This is a genomic window from Streptococcus sp. 27098_8_103 (assembly GCF_041432345.1).
Taxonomy (GTDB): domain Bacteria; phylum Bacillota; class Bacilli; order Lactobacillales; family Streptococcaceae; genus Streptococcus; species Streptococcus mitis_BV.
The window spans coordinates 22,458-41,708 of record NZ_JAPVZK010000018.1 but is presented as its reverse complement, the minus strand read 5'-3'; the positions used below and the strand labels follow the sequence as shown (position 1 = coordinate 41,708).

Annotated in this window: 15 protein-coding genes; 11 read left to right on the top strand and 4 right to left on the bottom strand. The window is 40.4% G+C overall.

Going from position 1 to position 19,251, the window contains the following annotated elements; genetic code table 11:
* Positions 1 to 121 precede the first annotated feature (121 nt).
* The 8 genes from rpmB (at position 122) to O3599_RS06670 (ending at position 8,486) form a co-directional block, all read left to right on the top strand.
* Complete coding sequence (gene rpmB, locus O3599_RS06705) at positions 122 to 310, top strand: 50S ribosomal protein L28 (protein WP_001140948.1); 189 nt, start codon at positions 122 to 124, stop codon at positions 308 to 310.
* A gap of 155 nt (positions 311 to 465) precedes the next feature.
* A complete protein-coding gene (locus tag O3599_RS06700; RefSeq protein WP_000216437.1) occupies positions 466 to 831 on the top strand; it encodes an Asp23/Gls24 family envelope stress response protein in 366 nt (121 codons plus the stop codon).
* A 2-nt stretch (positions 832 to 833) separates the two neighbouring features.
* Positions 834 to 2,501 carry a DAK2 domain-containing protein gene (locus O3599_RS06695; RefSeq protein WP_000036655.1) on the top strand — a complete coding sequence of 556 codons (1,668 nt, stop codon included), beginning with the start codon at positions 834 to 836 and terminating at the stop codon, positions 2,499 to 2,501.
* A gap of 200 nt (positions 2,502 to 2,701) precedes the next feature.
* Positions 2,702 to 4,402: an acetolactate synthase large subunit gene (locus tag O3599_RS06690; protein WP_033682350.1), complete on the top strand. Its 1,701-nt coding sequence runs from the start codon at positions 2,702 to 2,704 to the stop codon at positions 4,400 to 4,402.
* Positions 4,395 to 4,871: an acetolactate synthase small subunit gene (ilvN, locus tag O3599_RS06685; protein ID WP_001253803.1), complete on the top strand. Its 477-nt coding sequence runs from the start codon at positions 4,395 to 4,397 to the stop codon at positions 4,869 to 4,871. Before O3599_RS06690 ends, ilvN begins: the two co-directional genes overlap by 8 nt.
* 168 nt (positions 4,872 to 5,039) lie before the next feature.
* The gene (ilvC, locus tag O3599_RS06680) at positions 5,040 to 6,062 is read left to right on the top strand and encodes a ketol-acid reductoisomerase (protein WP_000290683.1); all 1,023 of its coding nucleotides are present in this window, start codon (positions 5,040 to 5,042) and stop codon (positions 6,060 to 6,062) included.
* 113 nt (positions 6,063 to 6,175) lie between these two features.
* Positions 6,176 to 7,426 carry a threonine ammonia-lyase IlvA gene (gene ilvA / locus O3599_RS06675; RefSeq protein WP_000952976.1) on the top strand — a complete coding sequence of 417 codons (1,251 nt, stop codon included), beginning with the start codon at positions 6,176 to 6,178 and terminating at the stop codon, positions 7,424 to 7,426.
* 844 nt (positions 7,427 to 8,270) lie between these two features.
* Positions 8,271 to 8,486 carry a hypothetical protein gene (locus O3599_RS06670; RefSeq protein ID WP_001130036.1) on the top strand — a complete coding sequence of 72 codons (216 nt, stop codon included), beginning with the start codon at positions 8,271 to 8,273 and terminating at the stop codon, positions 8,484 to 8,486.
* Positions 8,487 to 8,576: 90 nt separating this feature from the next.
* Here the strand turns inward: O3599_RS06670 and O3599_RS06665 are convergent, their stop codons facing one another.
* Together O3599_RS06665 and O3599_RS06660 are read right to left on the bottom strand one after the other, a co-directional pair.
* Complete coding sequence (locus tag O3599_RS06665; protein ID WP_247939588.1) at positions 8,577 to 9,317, bottom strand: amino acid ABC transporter ATP-binding protein; 741 nt, start codon at positions 9,315 to 9,317, stop codon at positions 8,577 to 8,579.
* Positions 9,317 to 10,882, bottom strand: coding sequence for an ABC transporter substrate-binding protein/permease (locus tag O3599_RS06660; protein WP_223339984.1), 1,566 nt, complete (start codon positions 10,880 to 10,882; stop codon positions 9,317 to 9,319). Before O3599_RS06660 ends, O3599_RS06665 begins: the two co-directional genes overlap by 1 nt.
* A 138-nt stretch (positions 10,883 to 11,020) precedes the next feature.
* Here O3599_RS06660 and O3599_RS06655 point away from each other — a divergent pair, with 138 nt between their 5' ends.
* Together O3599_RS06655 and O3599_RS06650 are read left to right on the top strand one after the other, a co-directional pair.
* Positions 11,021 to 12,910, top strand: coding sequence for a DUF2207 domain-containing protein (locus O3599_RS06655; protein ID WP_247939589.1), 1,890 nt, complete (start codon positions 11,021 to 11,023; stop codon positions 12,908 to 12,910).
* 60 nt (positions 12,911 to 12,970) lie between these two features.
* Complete coding sequence (locus O3599_RS06650; protein ID WP_000280785.1) at positions 12,971 to 13,816, top strand: undecaprenyl-diphosphate phosphatase; 846 nt, start codon at positions 12,971 to 12,973, stop codon at positions 13,814 to 13,816.
* A 34-nt stretch (positions 13,817 to 13,850) separates the two neighbouring features.
* Here the strand turns inward: O3599_RS06650 and dinB are convergent, their stop codons facing one another.
* Positions 13,851 to 14,912 carry a DNA polymerase IV gene (gene dinB / locus O3599_RS06645; protein ID WP_247939590.1) on the bottom strand — a complete coding sequence of 354 codons (1,062 nt, stop codon included), beginning with the start codon at positions 14,910 to 14,912 and terminating at the stop codon, positions 13,851 to 13,853.
* A gap of 237 nt (positions 14,913 to 15,149) precedes the next feature.
* Between dinB and pflB the strand changes: the two genes are divergently transcribed.
* The gene (gene pflB / locus O3599_RS06640) at positions 15,150 to 17,474 is read left to right on the top strand and encodes a formate C-acetyltransferase (RefSeq protein ID WP_000260631.1); all 2,325 of its coding nucleotides are present in this window, start codon (positions 15,150 to 15,152) and stop codon (positions 17,472 to 17,474) included.
* A 334-nt stretch (positions 17,475 to 17,808) separates the two neighbouring features.
* Here pflB and O3599_RS06635 read toward each other — a convergent pair whose 3' ends face one another.
* On the bottom strand, positions 17,809 to 19,248 hold the full coding sequence (locus O3599_RS06635; RefSeq protein WP_084927908.1) for a TrkH family potassium uptake protein: 1,440 nt from the start codon (positions 19,246 to 19,248) through the stop codon (positions 17,809 to 17,811).
* Positions 19,249 to 19,251: the final 3 nt, after the last annotated feature.

The following is a 19,251-nucleotide window of genomic DNA, read 5'->3' as shown; positions in this document are numbered from 1 at the left end:
TGTCTACGTTAAATAAAAAAATCTTCCAATTCCCTTGCAAAAATGAAGAAAGTGTGATAACATAGTACAGTATGTGGTGCTAGCACATCCGCTATATTAGATCTAATAGGAGGAAAACACAATGGCTAAAGTATGTTACTTTACAGGTCGTAAGACTGTATCAGGAAACAACCGTTCACACGCGATGAACCAAACAAAACGTGCCGTAAAACCAAACCTTCAAAAAGTTACTGTTCTTATCGATGGTAAACCTAAAAAAGTTTGGGCTTCAGCTCGTGCTTTGAAATCAGGTAAAGTTGAACGCGTTTAATAATAAAAGTAAGGAGACCTTAGGGTCTTTTTTCTTTTGTTGTGGGTATAAAATCATTTGAAAAACGGAGTAAATATCCGCTGATACAGTATTCTGCTTTTACACTTGGGCTGAAATATGATAAAATAGAGTATCAACTAGTTGAGGTAAAAAGGATGACTGTAAAAATTAATACAAAAGATGGTCAAATCGAACTAACAGATGAAGTGATTGCAACCGTAGTAGGTGGAGCAGCAACTGAGATTTTTGGTGTGGTCGGTATGGCTAGTAAAAATGCCCTCAAAGATAATTTCCAAGCCCTTCTAGGTAAGGAAAATTATTCTAAAGGTGTCGTCGTAAAGGCGGCCGAAGATGGTAGTATTGCAGTTGATGTATATACCGTGTTGAGTTACGGAACAAAGATTAGCGAAGTGTCAAAAAACATTCAAGAGCGTGTTCGTTTTAGCTTGGAAAACCAGCTTGGAATTACTGCTCAGACTGTAAATGTCTACATTCAAAATATCAAAGTTGTAGGAGAATAACCGTGTCAAAAATTACTACTAGCTTATTTCAAGAAATGGTGCAGGCTGCATCAACTCGCTTGAATAAGCAAGCTGAATATGTCAATTCATTAAACGTCTTCCCAGTTCCAGATGGAGATACTGGTACAAATATGGGAATGACCATTGAAAATGGTGCTAAGGAAGTTGCAGACAAGCCAGCTTCTACAGTTGGAGAGGTAGCGAGTATTCTTGCTAAAGGGCTTTTGATGGGTGCGCGTGGGAACTCAGGAGTTATTACGTCTCAGCTTTTCCGTGGATTTTCACAAGCCATCAAGGATAAAGACGAGTTAACAGGTCAAGACTTAGCCCTTGCCTTCCAATCAGGTGTGGAAGTTGCCTACAAGGCCGTAATGAAACCAGTTGAAGGAACGATTTTGACAGTTTCTCGTGGTGCTGCTATCGGTGCTAAGAAAAAAGCTGAACAAACAGATGACGCTGTTGAAGTCATGCGCGCAGCCTTGGAAGGTGCTAAAACAGCTCTAGCTAAAACGCCAGACATGCTTCCAGTATTGAAAGAGGTTGGTGTTGTAGACTCAGGTGGTCAAGGACTGGTCTTCATCTACGAAGGTTTCCTTTCAGCCCTTACTGGCGAATATATTGCATCTGAGGATTTTGTAGCGACTCCAGCCAACATGAGTGAAATGATCAATGCTGAACATCATAAGTCTGTAGCTGGTCATGTAGCGACTGAGGACATTACCTTTGGTTATTGTACTGAAATCATGGTAGCTCTTAAGCAAGGTCCAACCTATGCTAAAGATTTTGACTATGACGAGTTCCGTAACTACTTGAATGAACTTGGGGATTCTCTCCTCGTTGTTAACGATGATGAAATCGTCAAAGTTCATGTCCATACAGAAGATCCAGGACTTGTTATGCAAGAAGGTCTCAAATATGGTAGCTTGGTCAAGGTAAAAGTTGACAATATGCGTAACCAACACGAAGCGCAGGTTGAGAAAGAAGCTGCTCAAGTTAGCAAACCAGCTGAAGAAAAAGAGTATGCTTTGATTGCTGTGGTGGCTGGTAAAGGTCTAGCAGATATCTTCCGTTCTCAAGGTGTGGATTATGTTATCGAAGGCGGTCAAACCATGAACCCTTCAACAGAAGACTTTATCAAGGCTGTTGAACAGGTCAACGCTCGTAACATCATCTTCCTGCCAAACAACAAAAACATCTTCATGGCAGCTCAATCTGCAGCAGAAGTTTTGGAGCAACCAGCAGTAGTGGTAGAAGCCCGTACTCTTCCTCAAGGTTTGACAAGTCTTCTTGCCTTTGACCCAAGCAAGTCCATCGAAGAAAACCAAGAGCGTATGACTGCTGCTCTTAGCGATGTTGTTAGTGGAAGCGTCACAACAGCTGTTCGTGATACAACAATCGATGGTTTAGAAATCCATGAAAACGATAATCTTGGTATGGTTGATGGGAAAATCCTCGTGTCAAACCCTGATATGCACCAAACCTTGACAGAAACCTTGAAACATATGTTGGATGAAGATAGTGAAATCGTAACCTTCTATGTCGGTGAAGACGGAAGTGAAGAACTTGCCAATGAAATTGCTCAAGAAATCGCAGAAGAATTCGAAGATGTTGAAGTCGAAATCCACCAAGGCCAACAACCTGTTTACCCATATCTATTTAGTGTAGAATAAGATTAATGAAGAACTGAGAAATCAGTTCTTTTTTCTTTTTTAGTAAATGAAATCGGTATCTTTTTAATAAAAACAAAAATAACATTCATAAATAAACGTTAAAATAGAAAATTCAGAAAATTTCTTCTTTTCTCTTGAAAAATTTTGAAAAAATGGTATGATAGTAACAAGTTATTTTTAAGAGAAGAGAAAGGGGAACAATGGAGAAAATCAGTTTAGAATCTCCTAAGACGGGGTCGGACCTAGTTTTGGAAACACTTCGTGATTTAGGAATTGATACCATCTTTGGTTATCCTGGTGGTGCGGTCTTGCCTTTTTATGATGCGATATATAATTTTAAAGGCATTCGCCACATTCTAGGACGCCATGAGCAAGGTTGTCTGCATGAAGCTGAAGGTTATGCCAAATCAACTGGAAAGTTGGGTGTTGCCGTCGTCACTAGCGGACCGGGAGCAACAAATGCCATTACAGGGATTGCAGATGCCATGAGCGATAGCGTTCCCCTTTTGGTCTTTACAGGTCAGGTGGCGCGAGCAGGTATTGGGAAGGATGCCTTTCAGGAGGCAGACATCGTGGGAATTACCATGCCAATCACTAAGTACAATTACCAAGTTCGTGAGACGGCAGATATTCCTCGTATCATTACAGAAGCTGTTCATATCGCAACAACAGGTCGACCAGGGCCGGTCGTAATTGACCTACCTAAAGACGTATCTGCTTTAGAAACCGACTTCATCTATTCACCAGAAGTGAACCTACCAAGTTATCAACCGACTCTTGAGCCGAATGATATGCAAATCAAGAAAATTTTGAAGCAATTGTCCAAGGCTAAAAAACCAGTCTTGTTAGCTGGTGGGGGGATTAGTTATGCTGAAGCAGCTGCAGAATTAAATGAATTTGCAGAACGCTATCAAATTCCGGTGGTAACCAGTCTTTTGGGACAAGGAACGATTGCAACGAGTCATCCACTCTTCCTTGGAATGGGAGGCATGCACGGGTCATTCGCAGCTAATATTGCCATGACGGAAGCGGACTTTATGATTAGTATTGGTTGTCGTTTCGATGATCGCTTGACGGGGAATCCTAAGACCTTCGCTAAGAATGCTAAGGTTGCCCACATTGATATTGACCCAGCCGAGATTGGCAAGATTATCAGTGCAGATATTCCTGTAGTTGGAGATGCTAAGAAAGCCTTGCAAATGTTGTTGGCGGAACCAACCGTTCATAACAATACTGAGAAATGGATTGAAAAAGTTACCAAAGACAAGAACCGCGTTCGTTCTTATGATAAGAAAGAGCGTGTGGTTCAGCCGCAAGCTGTTATTGAACGAATTGGTGAATTGACGAATGGAGATGCCATTGTGGTAACAGACGTTGGTCAACACCAAATGTGGACAGCCCAGTATTATCCCTACCAAAATGAACGTCAGTTAGTGACTTCAGGTGGTTTGGGAACCATGGGATTTGGAATTCCAGCAGCAATTGGAGCTAAAATTGCTAACCCAGATAAGGAAGTAGTCTTGTTTGTTGGGGATGGCGGTTTCCAAATGACTAACCAGGAATTGGCTATTTTGAACATTTACAAGGTGCCAATCAAGGTGGTTATGCTGAACAACCACTCACTTGGAATGGTTCGCCAATGGCAGGAATCCTTCTATGAAGGTAGAACGTCAGAGTCAGTCTTTGATACCCTTCCTGATTTCCAATTGATGGCACAAGCTTATGGCATTAAAAACTATAAGTTTGACAATCCTGAGACCTTGGCTCAAGACCTTGAAGTCATCACTGAGAATGTTCCTATGCTAATCGAGGTAGATATTTCTCGTAAGGAACAGGTGTTACCAATGGTACCAGCTGGTAAGAGTAATCATGAGATGTTGGGGGTGAAGTTCCATGCGTAGAATGTTAACAGCAAAACTACAAAATCGTTCAGGAGTCCTCAATCGCTTTACCGGTGTCCTGTCTCGTCGTCAGGTTAATATCGAAAGCATCTCTGTTGGAGCAACAGAAGATCCGAATGTATCGCGGATCACCATTATTATTGATGTAGCTTCACATGATGAAGTGGAGCAAATTATCAAGCAACTCAATCGTCAGATTGATGTGATTCGCATTCGTGATATCACAGACAAGCCTCATTTGGAGCGCGAGGTGATTTTGGTTAAGATGTCAGCGCCAGCTGAGAAGCGAGCTGAGATTCTAGCAATTATTCAACCTTTCCGTGCAACAGTGGTAGACGTAGCGCCAAGCTCGATTACCATTCAAATGACTGGAAATGCTGAAAAGAGTGAAGCTCTATTGCGAGTCATTCGACCGTACGGTATTCGTAATATTGCTCGAACTGGTGCAACTGGATTTACCCGCGATTAATACTCTTCGAAAATCTCTTCAAATCACGTCAGCTTTGCCTTGCCGTACTCAAGTACAGCCTGCGGCTAGCTTCCTAATTTGCTCTTTGATTTTCATTGAGTATAAAAATATTTTAAATTTGTTAAACCAGCCTAAAAGGCAATAAATAATAGAAAAGAGAGAAAAACTATGGCAGTTCAAATGGAATATGAAAAAGATGTTAAAGTAGCAGCACTTGACGGTAAAAAAATCGCCGTTATCGGTTATGGTTCACAAGGACATGCGCATGCTCAAAACTTGCGTGACTCAGGTCGTGATGTCATCATCGGTGTACGTCCAGGTAAATCTTTTGACAAAGCAAAAGAAGATGGATTTGACACTTACACAGTAGCAGAAGCAACTAAATTGGCTGACGTTATCATGATTTTGGCACCAGACGAAATCCAACAAGAATTGTACGAAGCAGAAATCGCTCCAAACTTGGAAGCTGGAAATGCAGTTGGATTTGCTCATGGTTTCAATATCCACTTTGAGTTTATCAAAGTTCCTGCGGATGTAGATGTCTTTATGTGTGCTCCTAAAGGACCAGGACACTTGGTACGTCGTACTTATGAAGAAGGATTTGGTGTTCCAGCTCTTTACGCAGTATATCAAGATGCAACAGGAAATGCTAAAAACATTGCTATGGACTGGTGTAAAGGTGTTGGAGCAGCTCGTGTAGGTCTTCTTGAAACAACTTACAAAGAAGAAACTGAAGAAGATTTGTTTGGTGAACAAGCTGTACTTTGTGGTGGTTTGACTGCCCTTATCGAAGCAGGTTTCGAAGTCTTGACAGAAGCAGGTTACGCTCCAGAATTGGCTTACTTTGAAGTTCTTCACGAAATGAAATTGATCGTCGACTTGATCTACGAAGGTGGCTTCAAGAAAATGCGTCAATCAATTTCAAACACTGCTGAGTACGGTGACTATGTATCAGGTCCACGTGTAATTACTGAGCAAGTTAAAGAAAACATGAAAGCTGTTTTGGCAGACATCCAAAATGGTAAATTTGCAAATGACTTTGTAAATGACTATAAAGCTGGACGTCCAAAATTGACTGCTTACCGTGAACAAGCAGCTAACCTTGAAATTGAAAAAGTTGGTGCAGAATTGCGTAAAGCAATGCCATTCGTTGGTAAAAACGACGATGATGCATTTAAAATCTATAACTAATTGATAGAAATTAAGGTGAAGGCGAGTTGGGGGACTAACTCGCTTTTATAATCAATTCATCTCTTTTTAAAAGGATGGATTGAGATAAGTATGAAATAGTCTAGGAGAAAATGATGTTAAGTTCAAAAGATATAATCAAGGCTCATAAGGTCTTGAATGGTGTGGTCGTTAATACACCACTGGATTATGACCATTATTTATCGGAGAAGTATGGTGCTAAGATTTATTTGAAAAAGGAAAATGCTCAACGTGTTCGTTCTTTTAAGATCCGTGGTGCCTATTATGCCATTTCGCAGCTCAGCAAGGAAGAGCGTGAGCGTGGGGTAGTCTGTGCTTCTGCGGGGAATCATGCGCAGGGAGTTGCCTATACTTGTAATGAGATGAAAATTCCTGCTACTATTTTTATGCCAATTACAACTCCGCAACAAAAAATTGGACAAGTTCGCTTTTTTGGTGGGGACTTCGTGACTATTAAATTAGTTGGAGATACTTTTGATGCCTCAGCCAAAGCAGCTCAAGAATTTACAGTTTCTGAAAATCGTACTTTTATTGATCCTTTTGATGATGCCCATGTTCAGGCAGGTCAAGGAACAGTTGCTTATGAGATTTTAGAAGAAGCTCGAAAAGAATCGATTGATTTTGATGCTGTCTTAGTTCCTGTTGGAGGTGGTGGTCTCATTGCTGGGGTTTCTACCTATATCAAGGAAACAAGTCCAGAAATTGAAGTTATCGGAGTAGAGGCTAATGGGGCACGTTCCATGAAGGCCGCCTTTGAAGCTGGTGGACCTGTTAAACTCAAAGAAATTGACAAATTTGCGGATGGGATTGCTGTACAAAAGGTAGGTCAATTGACCTATGAAGCAACTCGTCAACATGTTCAAACTTTGGTAGGTGTCGATGAGGGATTGATTTCTGAAACCTTGATTGACCTTTATTCTAAGCAAGGGATAGTCGCAGAGCCTGCTGGAGCAGCTAGTATCGCCTCTCTAGAGGTTTTAGCTGAATATATCAAGGGGAAAACCATTTGTTGTATCATTTCTGGAGGAAATAATGATATCAACCGTATGCCAGAAATGGAAGAGCGCGCCTTGATTTATGATGGGATCAAGCATTACTTTGTGGTTAATTTTCCACAGCGTCCAGGGGCCTTGCGTGAGTTTGTAAATGATATCTTGGGGCCAAATGATGATATCACACGTTTTGAGTATATTAAGCGAGCTAGCAAGGGAACAGGACCAGTATTAATTGGGATTGCCTTGGCAGATAAGCATGATTATGCAGGCTTGATTCGTCGAATGGAAGGTTTTGATCCATCTTATATTAACTTAAATGGTAATGAAACGCTCTATAATATGCTTGTCTGAGGACTAATAAAAAAATATCATATTATTTGCACAACTGATGTATAGGTGCTATAATGAGGGTGAAGAAAGGGGGCGATTCCTATGGACTTAGGAAATCGATTACGCTATTTCTATCACAAGTCATTATAGTACCTATTATTTTTTGATTCAGTTTATAGTAAGGGAGTAAATTTACTTGTTATATATAAGGCGTATTTTTAGAATCCACTATTTTATATATGTCTAATCTGAAATTTGGTTAAATATAATAGGAATTAGAAAAAATAATCAATACTAATGAGAAACCTTATACTGAGTTAACTGAGAAGAGTGATAAGATACTAAGAAGATAAAAACAGTGGAAAATGTTAGAAGATAGGATACTATTGTCTCCTAACGACTCATCTTTTTATAGGTTTGAAGAAATAAAAAGGAATATTGATAAAGTAAATAAATAGTACCAGTTGATCAAGTGAAAAGTGCTTATAAAGGCAGGAAGAATACCAAAGAAGGAGAAGAGAAATAATAATTAGTAATAGTGTGGAGAGAAAGTCTTTCACTATTAGAAATATTGTTTTAAAGTTGGATAAATAGAATAAAGTTGAAGATAAAACCTGTCTAACCTATCCCGAACTGGCATTTGTAAATTATGAATATTTTTACAAACAAAAGAGTTAATAATACAATTATTTTAAAGGTATTTACTAATGGTTTATAGCAAGTAAAAACCTATATATTATCGGCTTTAATAAGATAGTAACAGAAAAATAAATCATTAATTTTATTGAATATATGTTTTTTTATTGACAAAACACATAAAAACGTATACAATTAAATATCGTAAAGAAGAAAATAGGAGAAGGACATGGCTAAGTCAAACTTTGAAAAAGTAGAATCAGTTGTTGGCTGGGTTCGTGATAAGAAGATCACAGGCTACCGTATCTCTAAAGAAACGAATGCGCGTGAAATGTCTATCATTGCTCTAGCGCAGGGTCGTGCAAAAGTAAAAAATATTTCATTTGAAACAGCTCTAGGTTTAATTGATTTCTATGAAAAAAATCATGAAAAATTTGAAGATTAATCTTTGGATGATGGCGGATTCTTGAATAGGGTCTGCCTTTTCATTTTTTGGCTAGTAAAAAGACTGCACGGTTGATGCAGCCTTTTCTTTTTATTTGAGATAGCGTTGAAGGAATTCTTTTGTACGGTCTTCTTTAGGATTAGTGAAGAGGTCTTCTGGTTTGCCTTCTTCAGCAATCACACCCTTATCCATAAAGATAACACGATGAGAGACATCACGGGCGAATTCCATTTCGTGAGTTACGACAATCATAGTCAAGCCTTCTTGAGCCAGGTCCTGCATGATTTTGAGGACTTCTCCAACCATTTCTGGATCGAGAGCTGATGTTGGTTCATCAAAGAGAATAGCATCCGGATTCATGGAGAGGGCACGAGCGATGGCCACACGTTGTTTTTGACCACCTGAGAGTTGTTTTGGTTTCGCTTGCCAGTAGCGTTCTCCCATGCCGACCTTTTCCAGGTTTTCTTTGGCAATATTTTCAGCTTCTGTACGTTCGCGTTTAAGGACAGTTGTCTGAGCGACAATTGTGTTTTCAAGAACGTTGAGATTTTCAAAGAGGTTAAAGGATTGGAACACCATCCCCAACTTTTCACGGTATTGCGTGAGGTCATAGCCTTTTTCGAGGACGTTTTGTCCATGATAAAGGATTTGTCCATCAGTTGGCGTTTCAAGGAGGTTAATGGAGCGTAGGAAGGTTGATTTTCCGCTTCCAGAGCTTCCGATGATAGAGATTACCTCTCCCTTGCGGACAGTCAGTGAAATGTCTTTTAGCACTTCGTTTTGTCCATAGGATTTTTTGAGGTGTTTAATTTCAAGGATTGCTTGTGTCATTATTTCAAATCCTCCGTTTGCATTTGGTTAGCACCTGTAGTATAGGTATCCATGTCCATGCGGCGTTCGACGAAGCGTAGGATACGTGTTACGGTGAAGGTGAGGACAAAGTAAATCACGGCGATGATTGTAAATGTCTGGAAGTATTGATAGGTTTGTGTTGCCACGGTATTTCCTGAGAAATAAAGTTCGACAACAGAGATAACGTTCAATACAGATGTATCTTTGATATTGATGACAAATTCATTACCAGTTGCTGGTAGGATGTTACGGACTACCTGAGGTAGGACAATCTTACGCATGGTTTGGTTATGAGTCATACCGAGTGCAGTTGCGGCTTCAAATTGTCCCTTGTCAACTGCTAGGATACCACCACGAACGATTTCGGTCATGTAGGCACCGGTGTTGATCGAAACGATGAAGATAGCAGCTAGTGTGCGGTCAAGGTTGATCCCGAAAGCTTGGGCAGTTCCATAGTAGATAACCATCGATTGAACAATCATTGGTGTACCACGGAAAATTTCAATGTAGACATTGAGAATCCAGCCGACTAGTTTTTGTAGGCCGTAAATGGCTTTGTTTTCAGAGAGAGGAGCAGTACGGAAAACACCGATGGCAAGACCGATAATGAGACCTATGATGGTTCCGACGATAGAGATTAAAAGAGTGATACCAGCACCACGCAAGAGTTGTTGCCAGTTTTCAGAAAGAATTTTAGCGACTTGGCTAAAGAAACTACTGCTAGTCTCTTCAGTTGTTGTAGCTTCGGCAGGTTGCTCTTTGATCATACGATCCATCAAGGCAACTTGGTCGTCTTTTGAAATGGTTTCAATGCTGGTATTGATTTGACTAATACGATTGTCATCTTTACGAAGTCCAATGGCAATAGCCGTATCTTCTTCCCCAGTTTTGAAACCTGGTTCTACTTGAACCATTTTAAACTTAGAGTTAGCAGCTTCGGCAGTCAGAGCTTCTGGGCGTTCAGAAACATAAGCATCGATGACACCGGCCTCAAGAGCTTGGCGCATTTGAGCGAAGTCTCCCATGGCTGTTTCTTTTTTAGCACCTGGGATTTGTGCAATCAAGTCATAAAGGTAGACACCTTGTTGAGAAGTGATTTTCGCACTGTTAAAGTCATCCAAAGATTTAGCACTTGCGTAGGCAGAATCTTTTTTGACAAGCAAAACTGGTTCGCTAGTGTAGTAACTGCTTGAAAAGGCAATTTCTTGTTTTCGTTCGGCAGTTGGACTCATACCTGCGATAATCATGTCAATCTTACCAGAAGTAAGGGCAGGGACTAGACCTTCCCACTTGGTTTTAACAACTAAAGGTTCTTTACCTAAGTCCTTAGCGATTTTCTTGGCGATTTGAACATCGTATCCATTAGCGTACTGGTTAGTTCCATCGATTTTGACAGCTCCATTGCTATCATCATCCTGAGTCCAGTTAAAGGGAGCATATGCTGCTTCCATCCCGATGCGTAAATATTCATCGGCTTGGGCAACATTGACAAGTCCCAGCATCAGCAAGAGACTTGTGAAAATAGATAAGTATATTTTTCTCATGATTTCTCCTATTTCTAATCTATTAAAAAATAACTGTCTCCTATTTTATCGAAAAAAACTCTATTTTTCAATATAGGTAAGCCCTTACTTGTGAAAAAATGATATAATGATAGCAAAGATAAAAAGGGGGCTTAGTTGATGAAAAAAACTTTTTTCTTACTGGTGTTAGGCTTGTTTTGCCTTCTTCCACTTTCTGTTTTTGCCATTGATTTCAAGATAAACTCTTATCAAGGAGATTTGTATATTCATGCAGACAATACGGCAGAATTTAGACAGAAGATAGTTTACCAGTTTGAGGAGGACTTTAAAGGTCAAATTGTGGGACTTGGACGGGCTGGCAAGATGCCTAGCGGATTTGACATTGACCCTCATCCAAAGGTTCAGGTCGCGAAAAACGGTGCTGAACTGACAGATGTTACTAGCGAAGTGATAGAAGGGGCAGATGGTTATACTGTTAAAGTTTATAATCCAGGTCAAGATGGCGACACAGTTGAAGTTGACCTCGTTTGGAACTTAAAGAATTTACTTTTCCTTTATGATGACATCGCTGAATTAAATTGGCAACCTCTGACAGATAGTTCAGGAGCTATTGGAAAGTTTGAATTTCATGTAAGGGGAGATAAGGGAGCTGAAAAACTCTTTTTCCATACAGGGAAACTTTTTAGAGAGGGAACGGTTGAAAAGAGTAACCTTGATTATACTATCCGTTTAGACAATCTTCCGGCTAAACGTGGAGTTGAGTTACATGCCTATTGGCCTCGGACCGATTTTGCTAGCGCTAGGGATCAGGGATTGAAAGGGAATCGTTTAGAAGAGTTTAATAAGATAGAAGACTCGATTTTTAAAGAAAAAGATCAGAGTAAACAACTCGTTACTTGGGTGTTTCCTTCCATACTTTCCATCTCTCTGTTATTGAGCGTCTGCTTCTATTTCATCTATAGAAGAAAGACCACTCCTTCGGTTAAATATGCCAAAAATCATCGTCTCTATGAACCACCAATGGAATTAGAACCTATGGTTTTATCAGAGGCTGTCTACTCGACTTCCTTGGATGAAGTGAGTCCTCTAACCAAAGGAGCTGGCAAATTCACCTTTGACCAACTTATTCAAGCTACCTTGTTAGATGTGATTGACCGTGGAAATGTCTCTATTATTTCAGAGGGAGATGCAGTTGGCTTGAGACTGGTAAAAGAAGACGGTTTGTCCAGTTTTGAGAAAGACTGTCTAAATCTAGCTTTTTCAGGCAAAAAAGAAGAAACTCTTTCCAATTTGTTTGCGGATTACAAGGTATCTGATAGTCTTTATCGTAGAGCAAAAGTTTCTGATGAAAAACGGATTCAAGCAAAGGGGCGTCAGCTCAAATCTTCTTTTGAAGAAGTATTGAAAGAGATGCAAGAAGGAGTGAGAAATCGGGTTATCTTCTGGGGACTTCCAGATTATTATCGTCTTTTAACTGGTGGGGAAAAGGCCTTGCAAGTAGGTATGGGTGTCTTGACTATCTTGTCCCTATTTATCGGATTTGGTTTGTTCTTGTACAGTTTGGATGTTTATGGATATCTTTACATCCCCTTGCCAATACTTGGTTTTCTAGGTTTGGTTTTGGCTGTTTTCTATTATTGGAAGCTTCGATTAGATAATCGTGATGGTGTCCTAAATGAAGCAGGAGAAGAAGTATACTATCTCTGGACCAGTTTTGAAAATATGTTGCGTGAGATTGCACGATTGGATCAGGCTGAATTGGAAAGTATTGTGGTCTGGAATCGCCTCTTGGTCTATGCAACCTTATTTGGCTATGCGGACAAGGTCAGCCATTTGATGAAGGTTCATCATATCCAAGTGGAAAATCCAGATATCAATCTATATGTAGCTTATGGTTGGCATAGTATGTTTTATCATTCAAGCGCGCAAATGAGCCATTATGCCAGTGTCGCAAATACAGCAAGTACCTACTCCGTATCTTCTGGAAGTGGAAGTTCTGGCGGAGGCTTCTCTGGAGGCGGAGGCGGTGGCAGTATCGGCGCCTTTTAAAGAGAGCTATCACTGGCTGAAAAAATATGCTATAATGGAAGATAGAAAAAGGAGTAATCTATGTATCTTATTGAAATTTTAAAATCTATCTTCTTTGGGATTGTTGAAGGAATTACGGAATGGCTGCCGATTTCAAGTACAGGTCACTTGATTTTAGCAGAGGAATTTATCCAATACCAAAATCAAAATGAAGTCTTTATGTCCATGTTTAATGTCGTGATTCAGCTTGGTGCGATTTTGGCGGTTATGGTGATTTACTTTAATAAGCTCAATCCCTTTAAACCGGGTAAAGACAAGCAGGAAGTTCGTAAGACTTGGAGACTGTGGTTGAAGGTCTTGGTTGCCACTTTGCCTTTACTTGCCGTCTTTAAATTTGATGATTGGTTTGATACTCACTTCCATAATATGGTTTCAGTTGCTCTCATGTTGATTATCTATGGGATTGCCTTTATCTATTTGGAAAAGCGCAATAAAGCGCGTGCTATAGAGCCAAGTGTGACAGAGTTGGACAAGCTTCCTTATACGACAGCTTTCTATATCGGACTCTTCCAAGTTCTTGCCCTTTTACCAGGGACAAGCCGTTCTGGAGCAACGATTGTCGGTGGTTTGTTGAATGGAACTAGTCGTTCTGTTGTGACAGAATTTACCTTCTATCTTGGAATTCCTGTTATGTTTGGAGCCAGTGCCTTAAAGATTTTTAAATTTATAAAAGCAGGACAGCTCTTGAGTTTTGGGCAATTGTTTTTGCTCTTGGTCGCTATGGGAGTAGCTTTTGCAGTTAGCATGGTGGCTATTCGCTTCTTGACAAGCTATGTAAAAAAACACGACTTTACCCTTTTTGGTAAATACCGTATCGTACTCGGTAGTGTCTTGTTGCTCTATAGTTTTGTGCGTTTATTTGTATAAGAAAAACCTTGAAGGGTTCAGACTCTTCAAGGTTTTAAAATCCAGTCAGGGTAATCCCCAGCAGGCGGACACCTCTTTCTTTCTCGCTTAATTCTTCATAGAGTTGCAGGGCTATTTGGCTTATCTGACTAGCATCCTGTGTTTTTTGAGAAAGACTTTTTCGTTTAGTAAGAGTTGAAAAGTTCTCGTAGCGGATTTTCAAAATGACAATTTTTCCAGCTTTTTCTTGTTGACTGAGATTGAGAGCGACTCTTTCTGATAGGAGAGTCAGCTCTTTTTTGATGTCTTCCTCAGCACGTAGAATCTTCCCATAGGTTTTCTCCTTCCCGATTGATTTACGGATACGATTGGATTTGACTGGGGAATTGTGAATGCCACGAGCCTTTCGATAAAGGTCATAGCCCAGTCTGCCAAAGCGGTCTATTAGGGTCACCTCAGGAACTTCAAGTAGATCAGCGCCAGTAAAAATCCCCATTTGATGAAGACGTTCTACTGTCTTCTTTCCTACTCCATGAAACTTGGAAATATCCATTTGTTTGAGAAAGCTCTCAGCCTGCTCAGGTAAAATCACTGTCAGACCATGTGGCTTTTGATAATCACTGGCCATTTTAGCTAAGAATTTGTTGTAAGAAACGCCAGCAGAAGCAGTTAGATGGAGTTCTTGCCAGATATCTTTTTGAATGAGGCGAGCAATTTTGACGGCTGACTTGATGCCGAGTTTATTTTCTGTTACATCCAAATAGGCTTCGTCAATACTCATAGGTTCAATCAAATCTGTATAGCGCTTAAAGATAGTTCGAATTTGGAGTCCCACAGATTTGTATTTCTCATAATTCCCTGAGATAAAGACAGCCTGGGGGCAGCGCTCATAAGCTTCCTTAGAGCTCATGGCTGAATGGACACCAAAAGCTCGCGCCTCATAGCTACAGGTAGAAACGACTCCCCGCCCACCTGTTTGCCGAGGGTCGTTTCCGATAATGACAGGTTTTCCTCTGAGCTTAGGATTATCCCTGATTTCTACCGCAGCAAAAAAGGCATCCATGTCAATATGGATGATTTTTCTTGACAAATCATTTAATAAGGGAAAAATCAACATGCCTAGCACCTTTTTACTGCTTATTTTCTTTTATTATACCTTTTTTTCTGAAAAAAAGAAAAAAGGACTTTATTTTTTCAAAAATATAATACAGTTTAGGGAAAAATATAGACTGTTTTAGAAAAGAAAGTGTAAAAATAGGGTTTTTCCACTTGTTGAAATCGGTTACTGTGTGGTATACTTGTCTCATGAATGTAACAGATGGTTGTTACTAGAAAGAAAAAAGAGGACATTAACATGGTTGTTAAGACAGTTGTTGAAGCACAAGATATTTTTGACAAAGCTTGGGAAGGCTTCAAAGGCGTAGATTGGAAAGAAAAAGCAAGTGTATCACGCTTCGTACAAGCTAACTACACACCTTATGATGGAGACGAAAGCTTCCTCGCAGGACCAACAGAACGTTCACTTCACATCAAAAAAATTGTAGAAGAAACTAAAGCACACTACGAAGAAACTCGTTTCCCAATGGACACTCGTCCAACTTCTATCGCTGATATCCCTGCAGGATTTATCGATAAAGAAAACGAAGTTATCTTTGGTATCCAAAATGACGAACTCTTCAAATTGAACTTCATGCCAAAAGGTGGTATCCGTATGGCTGAAACCACTTTGAAAGAAAATGGATACGAACCAGACCCAGCTGTTCACGAAATCTTCACTAAATACGTAACAACAGTTAACGACGGTATCTTCCGCGCTTACACTTCAAACATTCGTCGCGCTCGTCACGCTCACACTGTAACTGGTCTTCCAGATGCATACTCACGCGGACGTATTATCGGTGTTTACGCACGTCTTGCTCTTTACGGTGCAGACTACTTGATGCAAGAAAAAGTAAACGACTGGAATGCAATCGAAGAAATCGATGAAGAAACAATCCGTCTTCGTGAAGAAATCAACCTTCAATACCAAGCATTGCAACAAGTTGTTCGCTTGGGTGACCTTTACGGAGTTGACGTTCGCAAACCAGCGATGAACGTTAAAGAAGCAATCCAATGGGTTAACATCGCCTTCATGTCTGTCTGCCGTGTTATCAACGGTGCTGCTACATCTCTAGGACGTGTGCCAATCGTATTGGACATCTTTGCAGAACGTGACCTTGCTCGTGGTACATTTACTGAATCAGAAATCCAAGAATTCGTTGATGATTTCGTTATGAAACTTCGTACAGTTAAATTTGCTCGTACAAAAGCTTATGACCAATTGTACTCAGGTGACCCAACTTTCATCACAACTTCTATGGCTGGTATGGGTAACGACGGTCGTCACCGTGTTACTAAGATGGACTACCGTTTCTTGAACACTCTTGACAATATCGGTAACTCTCCAGAACCAAACTTGACAGTTCTTTGGACTGACAAATTGCCATACAACTTCCGTCGCTACTGTATGCATATGAGCCACAAACACTCTTCTATCCAATACGAAGGTGTTACAACAATGGCCAAAGACGGATACGGTGAAATGAGCTGTATCTCATGCTGTGTGTCTCCACTTGACCCAGAAAATGAAGAACAACGCCACAACATCCAGTACTTCGGTGCGCGTGTAAACGTATTGAAAGCCCTTCTTACTGGTTTGAACGGTGGTTACGACGATGTTCACAAAGACTACAAAGTATTTGACATCGAACCAATCCGTGACGAAGTTCTTGAATTCGAATCAGTTAAAGCTAACTTTGAAAAATCTCTTGACTGGTTGACTGACACTTACGTAGATGCTTTGAACATCATCCACTACATGACTGATAAGTACAACTACGAAGCTGTTCAAATGGCCTTCTTGCCAACTAAACAACGTGCGAACATGGGATTCGGTATCTGTGGATTTGCCAACACTGTTGATACATTGTCAGCTATCAAATACGCTACGGTTAAACCAATCCGTGACGAAAATGGTTATATCTACGATTACGAAACAATCGGTGAATACCCACGTTGGGGTGAAGACGACCCACGTTCAAACGAATTGGCAGAATGGTTGATCGAAGCTTACACAACTCGTCTACGTAGCCACAAACTTTACAAAGACGCAGAAGCTACTGTATCACTTTTGACAATCACATCTAACGTTGCTTACTCTAAACAAACTGGTAATTCACCAGTCCACAAAGGTGTATACCTCAACGAAGATGGTTCTGTGAACTTGTCTAAACTTGAATTCTTCTCACCAGGTGCTAACCCATCTAACAAAGCTAAAGGTGGATGGTTGCAAAACTTGAACTCACTTTCTAGCCTTGACTTTAGTTATGCAGCTGATGGTATCTCATTGACTACACAAGTATCACCTCGCGCTCTTGGTAAGACTCGTGACGAACAAGTTGATAACTTGGTAACAATCCTTGATGGTTACTTCGAAAACGGTGGACAACACGTTAACTTGAACGTTATGGACTTGAACGATGTTTACGAAAAGATCATGTCAGGTGAAGACGTTATCGTACGTATCTCTGGATACTGTGTAAACACTAAATACCTCACTCCAGAACAAAAAACTGAATTGACACAACGTGTCTTCCACGAAGTTCTTTCAATGGATGATGCCTTGGATGCGTTGAGCTAATCAAGTTCTTGAATAATGAAAAGGAACCCTCGGTCAGTCGACTGAGGGTTGTTTTTGGGCTCTTACATTCCTTAAGTCAGGTACTGAAATGTCTGACCGGGATTCAAAGATACTTGTTGAGTTGCGGGAGGTATTTGATACTTAATGAAAATCAAAGAGCAAACTAGGAAGCTAGCCACAGGTTGCTCAAAACACTGTTTTGAGGTTGTAGATAAGACTGACAAAGTCAGTCACATATATACGGCAAGGCGAAGCTGACGTGGTTTGAATTTTATTTTCGAAGAGTATGAAAATAAAAACACCACACTTGTAAGACACAAGGTGTGGTTATATTTTATCTCTTAGACCAAGTTCTCTTCATAAAGAGAAGTAGGATTGGATAAATCTCCAAGCGCCCTGCAATCATTGCAAAGGAGAGGAGAATTTTTGAGATAGGACTAAAGATTGAGAAACTAGAAGTGGTTCCTAGAATAGGTCCGATATTATTGAAACAGCTAAAGACAGCACTGGTAACGACTAGAAAATCATTGCTATCTAGGCTGACAATAAAGATAAGGGATAGCAAAATCATAGAATAGATGACAAAGTACTTGAGAATCTTATGCTGGGTATCTTTGTCAATCACCGTTTTATTAACATGGAGGGTCAAAACACGGTGGGGCGATAGAATTGACAAAATTTGGTTTTTGGCAATTTTTGAAAGGATGAGGCCTCGAATAACCTTGAGTCCACCTGCGGTTGAACCAGCAGAACCACCGATTCCCATGAGGAAGAGAAGGATAAACTGGGAGAAGAGGGGCCAGTTGGTAATATCCCCGTAACCAAAACCAGTCGTCGTAATGATATTGGAAACTTGGAAGAAGGCCATTTCAAAACTCTTTGAAAATCCTGGATAGAGATAGAGAGTATTGAGGCTAATCAAGCCTGTAGAAAGCAGAACAATTACCAAGTAAGCTCGGAGTTCTTCATCTCCAAAGAAGGCCTTGACGCGACGGAGCATGAGGTAGTAGTAGAGATTGAAATTTACCCCAAAAACCAAAACTCCGATACTAACCAGATAGGTAATCAGTGAGCTACCATAGTGGGCGATTCCATCGTTATAGACGGTAAAACCTCCTGTACCTGCTGTTCCCATGGCAATGACAAAACTATCAAATAGGGGCATGCCAGCCAGATAATAGATGATGACAAAGAGGGAGAAGAGAGCTAGATAAAGGAGATAGAGAATCTGGGCAGTATTTTTGAGTTTGGATACAACCTTGCCAAAAACAGGGCCAGGAACCTCAGCTTTCATCACTTCTAGGTGGCTATTCTTGGCATTGTCCATAATAGCAAGTGCAAAAACAAGCACTCCCATCCCTCCAATCAAGTGGGTAAAACTTCGCCAGAAGAGGAGGGAACGACTGAGAACCGAAACGTCGTTCAGAATAGTTGCTCCAGTAGTTGTAAAGCCAGAACTGATTTCAAAAAAGGCATCGATAACGCTGGGAATTTGTCTAGCAAAGACAAAGGGGAGACCACCAAAGAAGGACCAAAGGATCCAACAGAGGGCAACAATCAAGACTCCCTCCTTGGCATAAATCCGTTGATTTTTGGGCTTTTGTAAAATTCCTGAACCGCCTAGTAATACGAGAATCCCTATTGTTGAAAAGAGGGCCGTAAAGACTTGGCTCGATTCACGGTAATAGACAGCGACAGACACAGGAACCAAAAGAAGAACAGCTTCAATCAAAAGTAATTTTGAAAGGAGGTAACGAATCATACTTTTATTCATTTC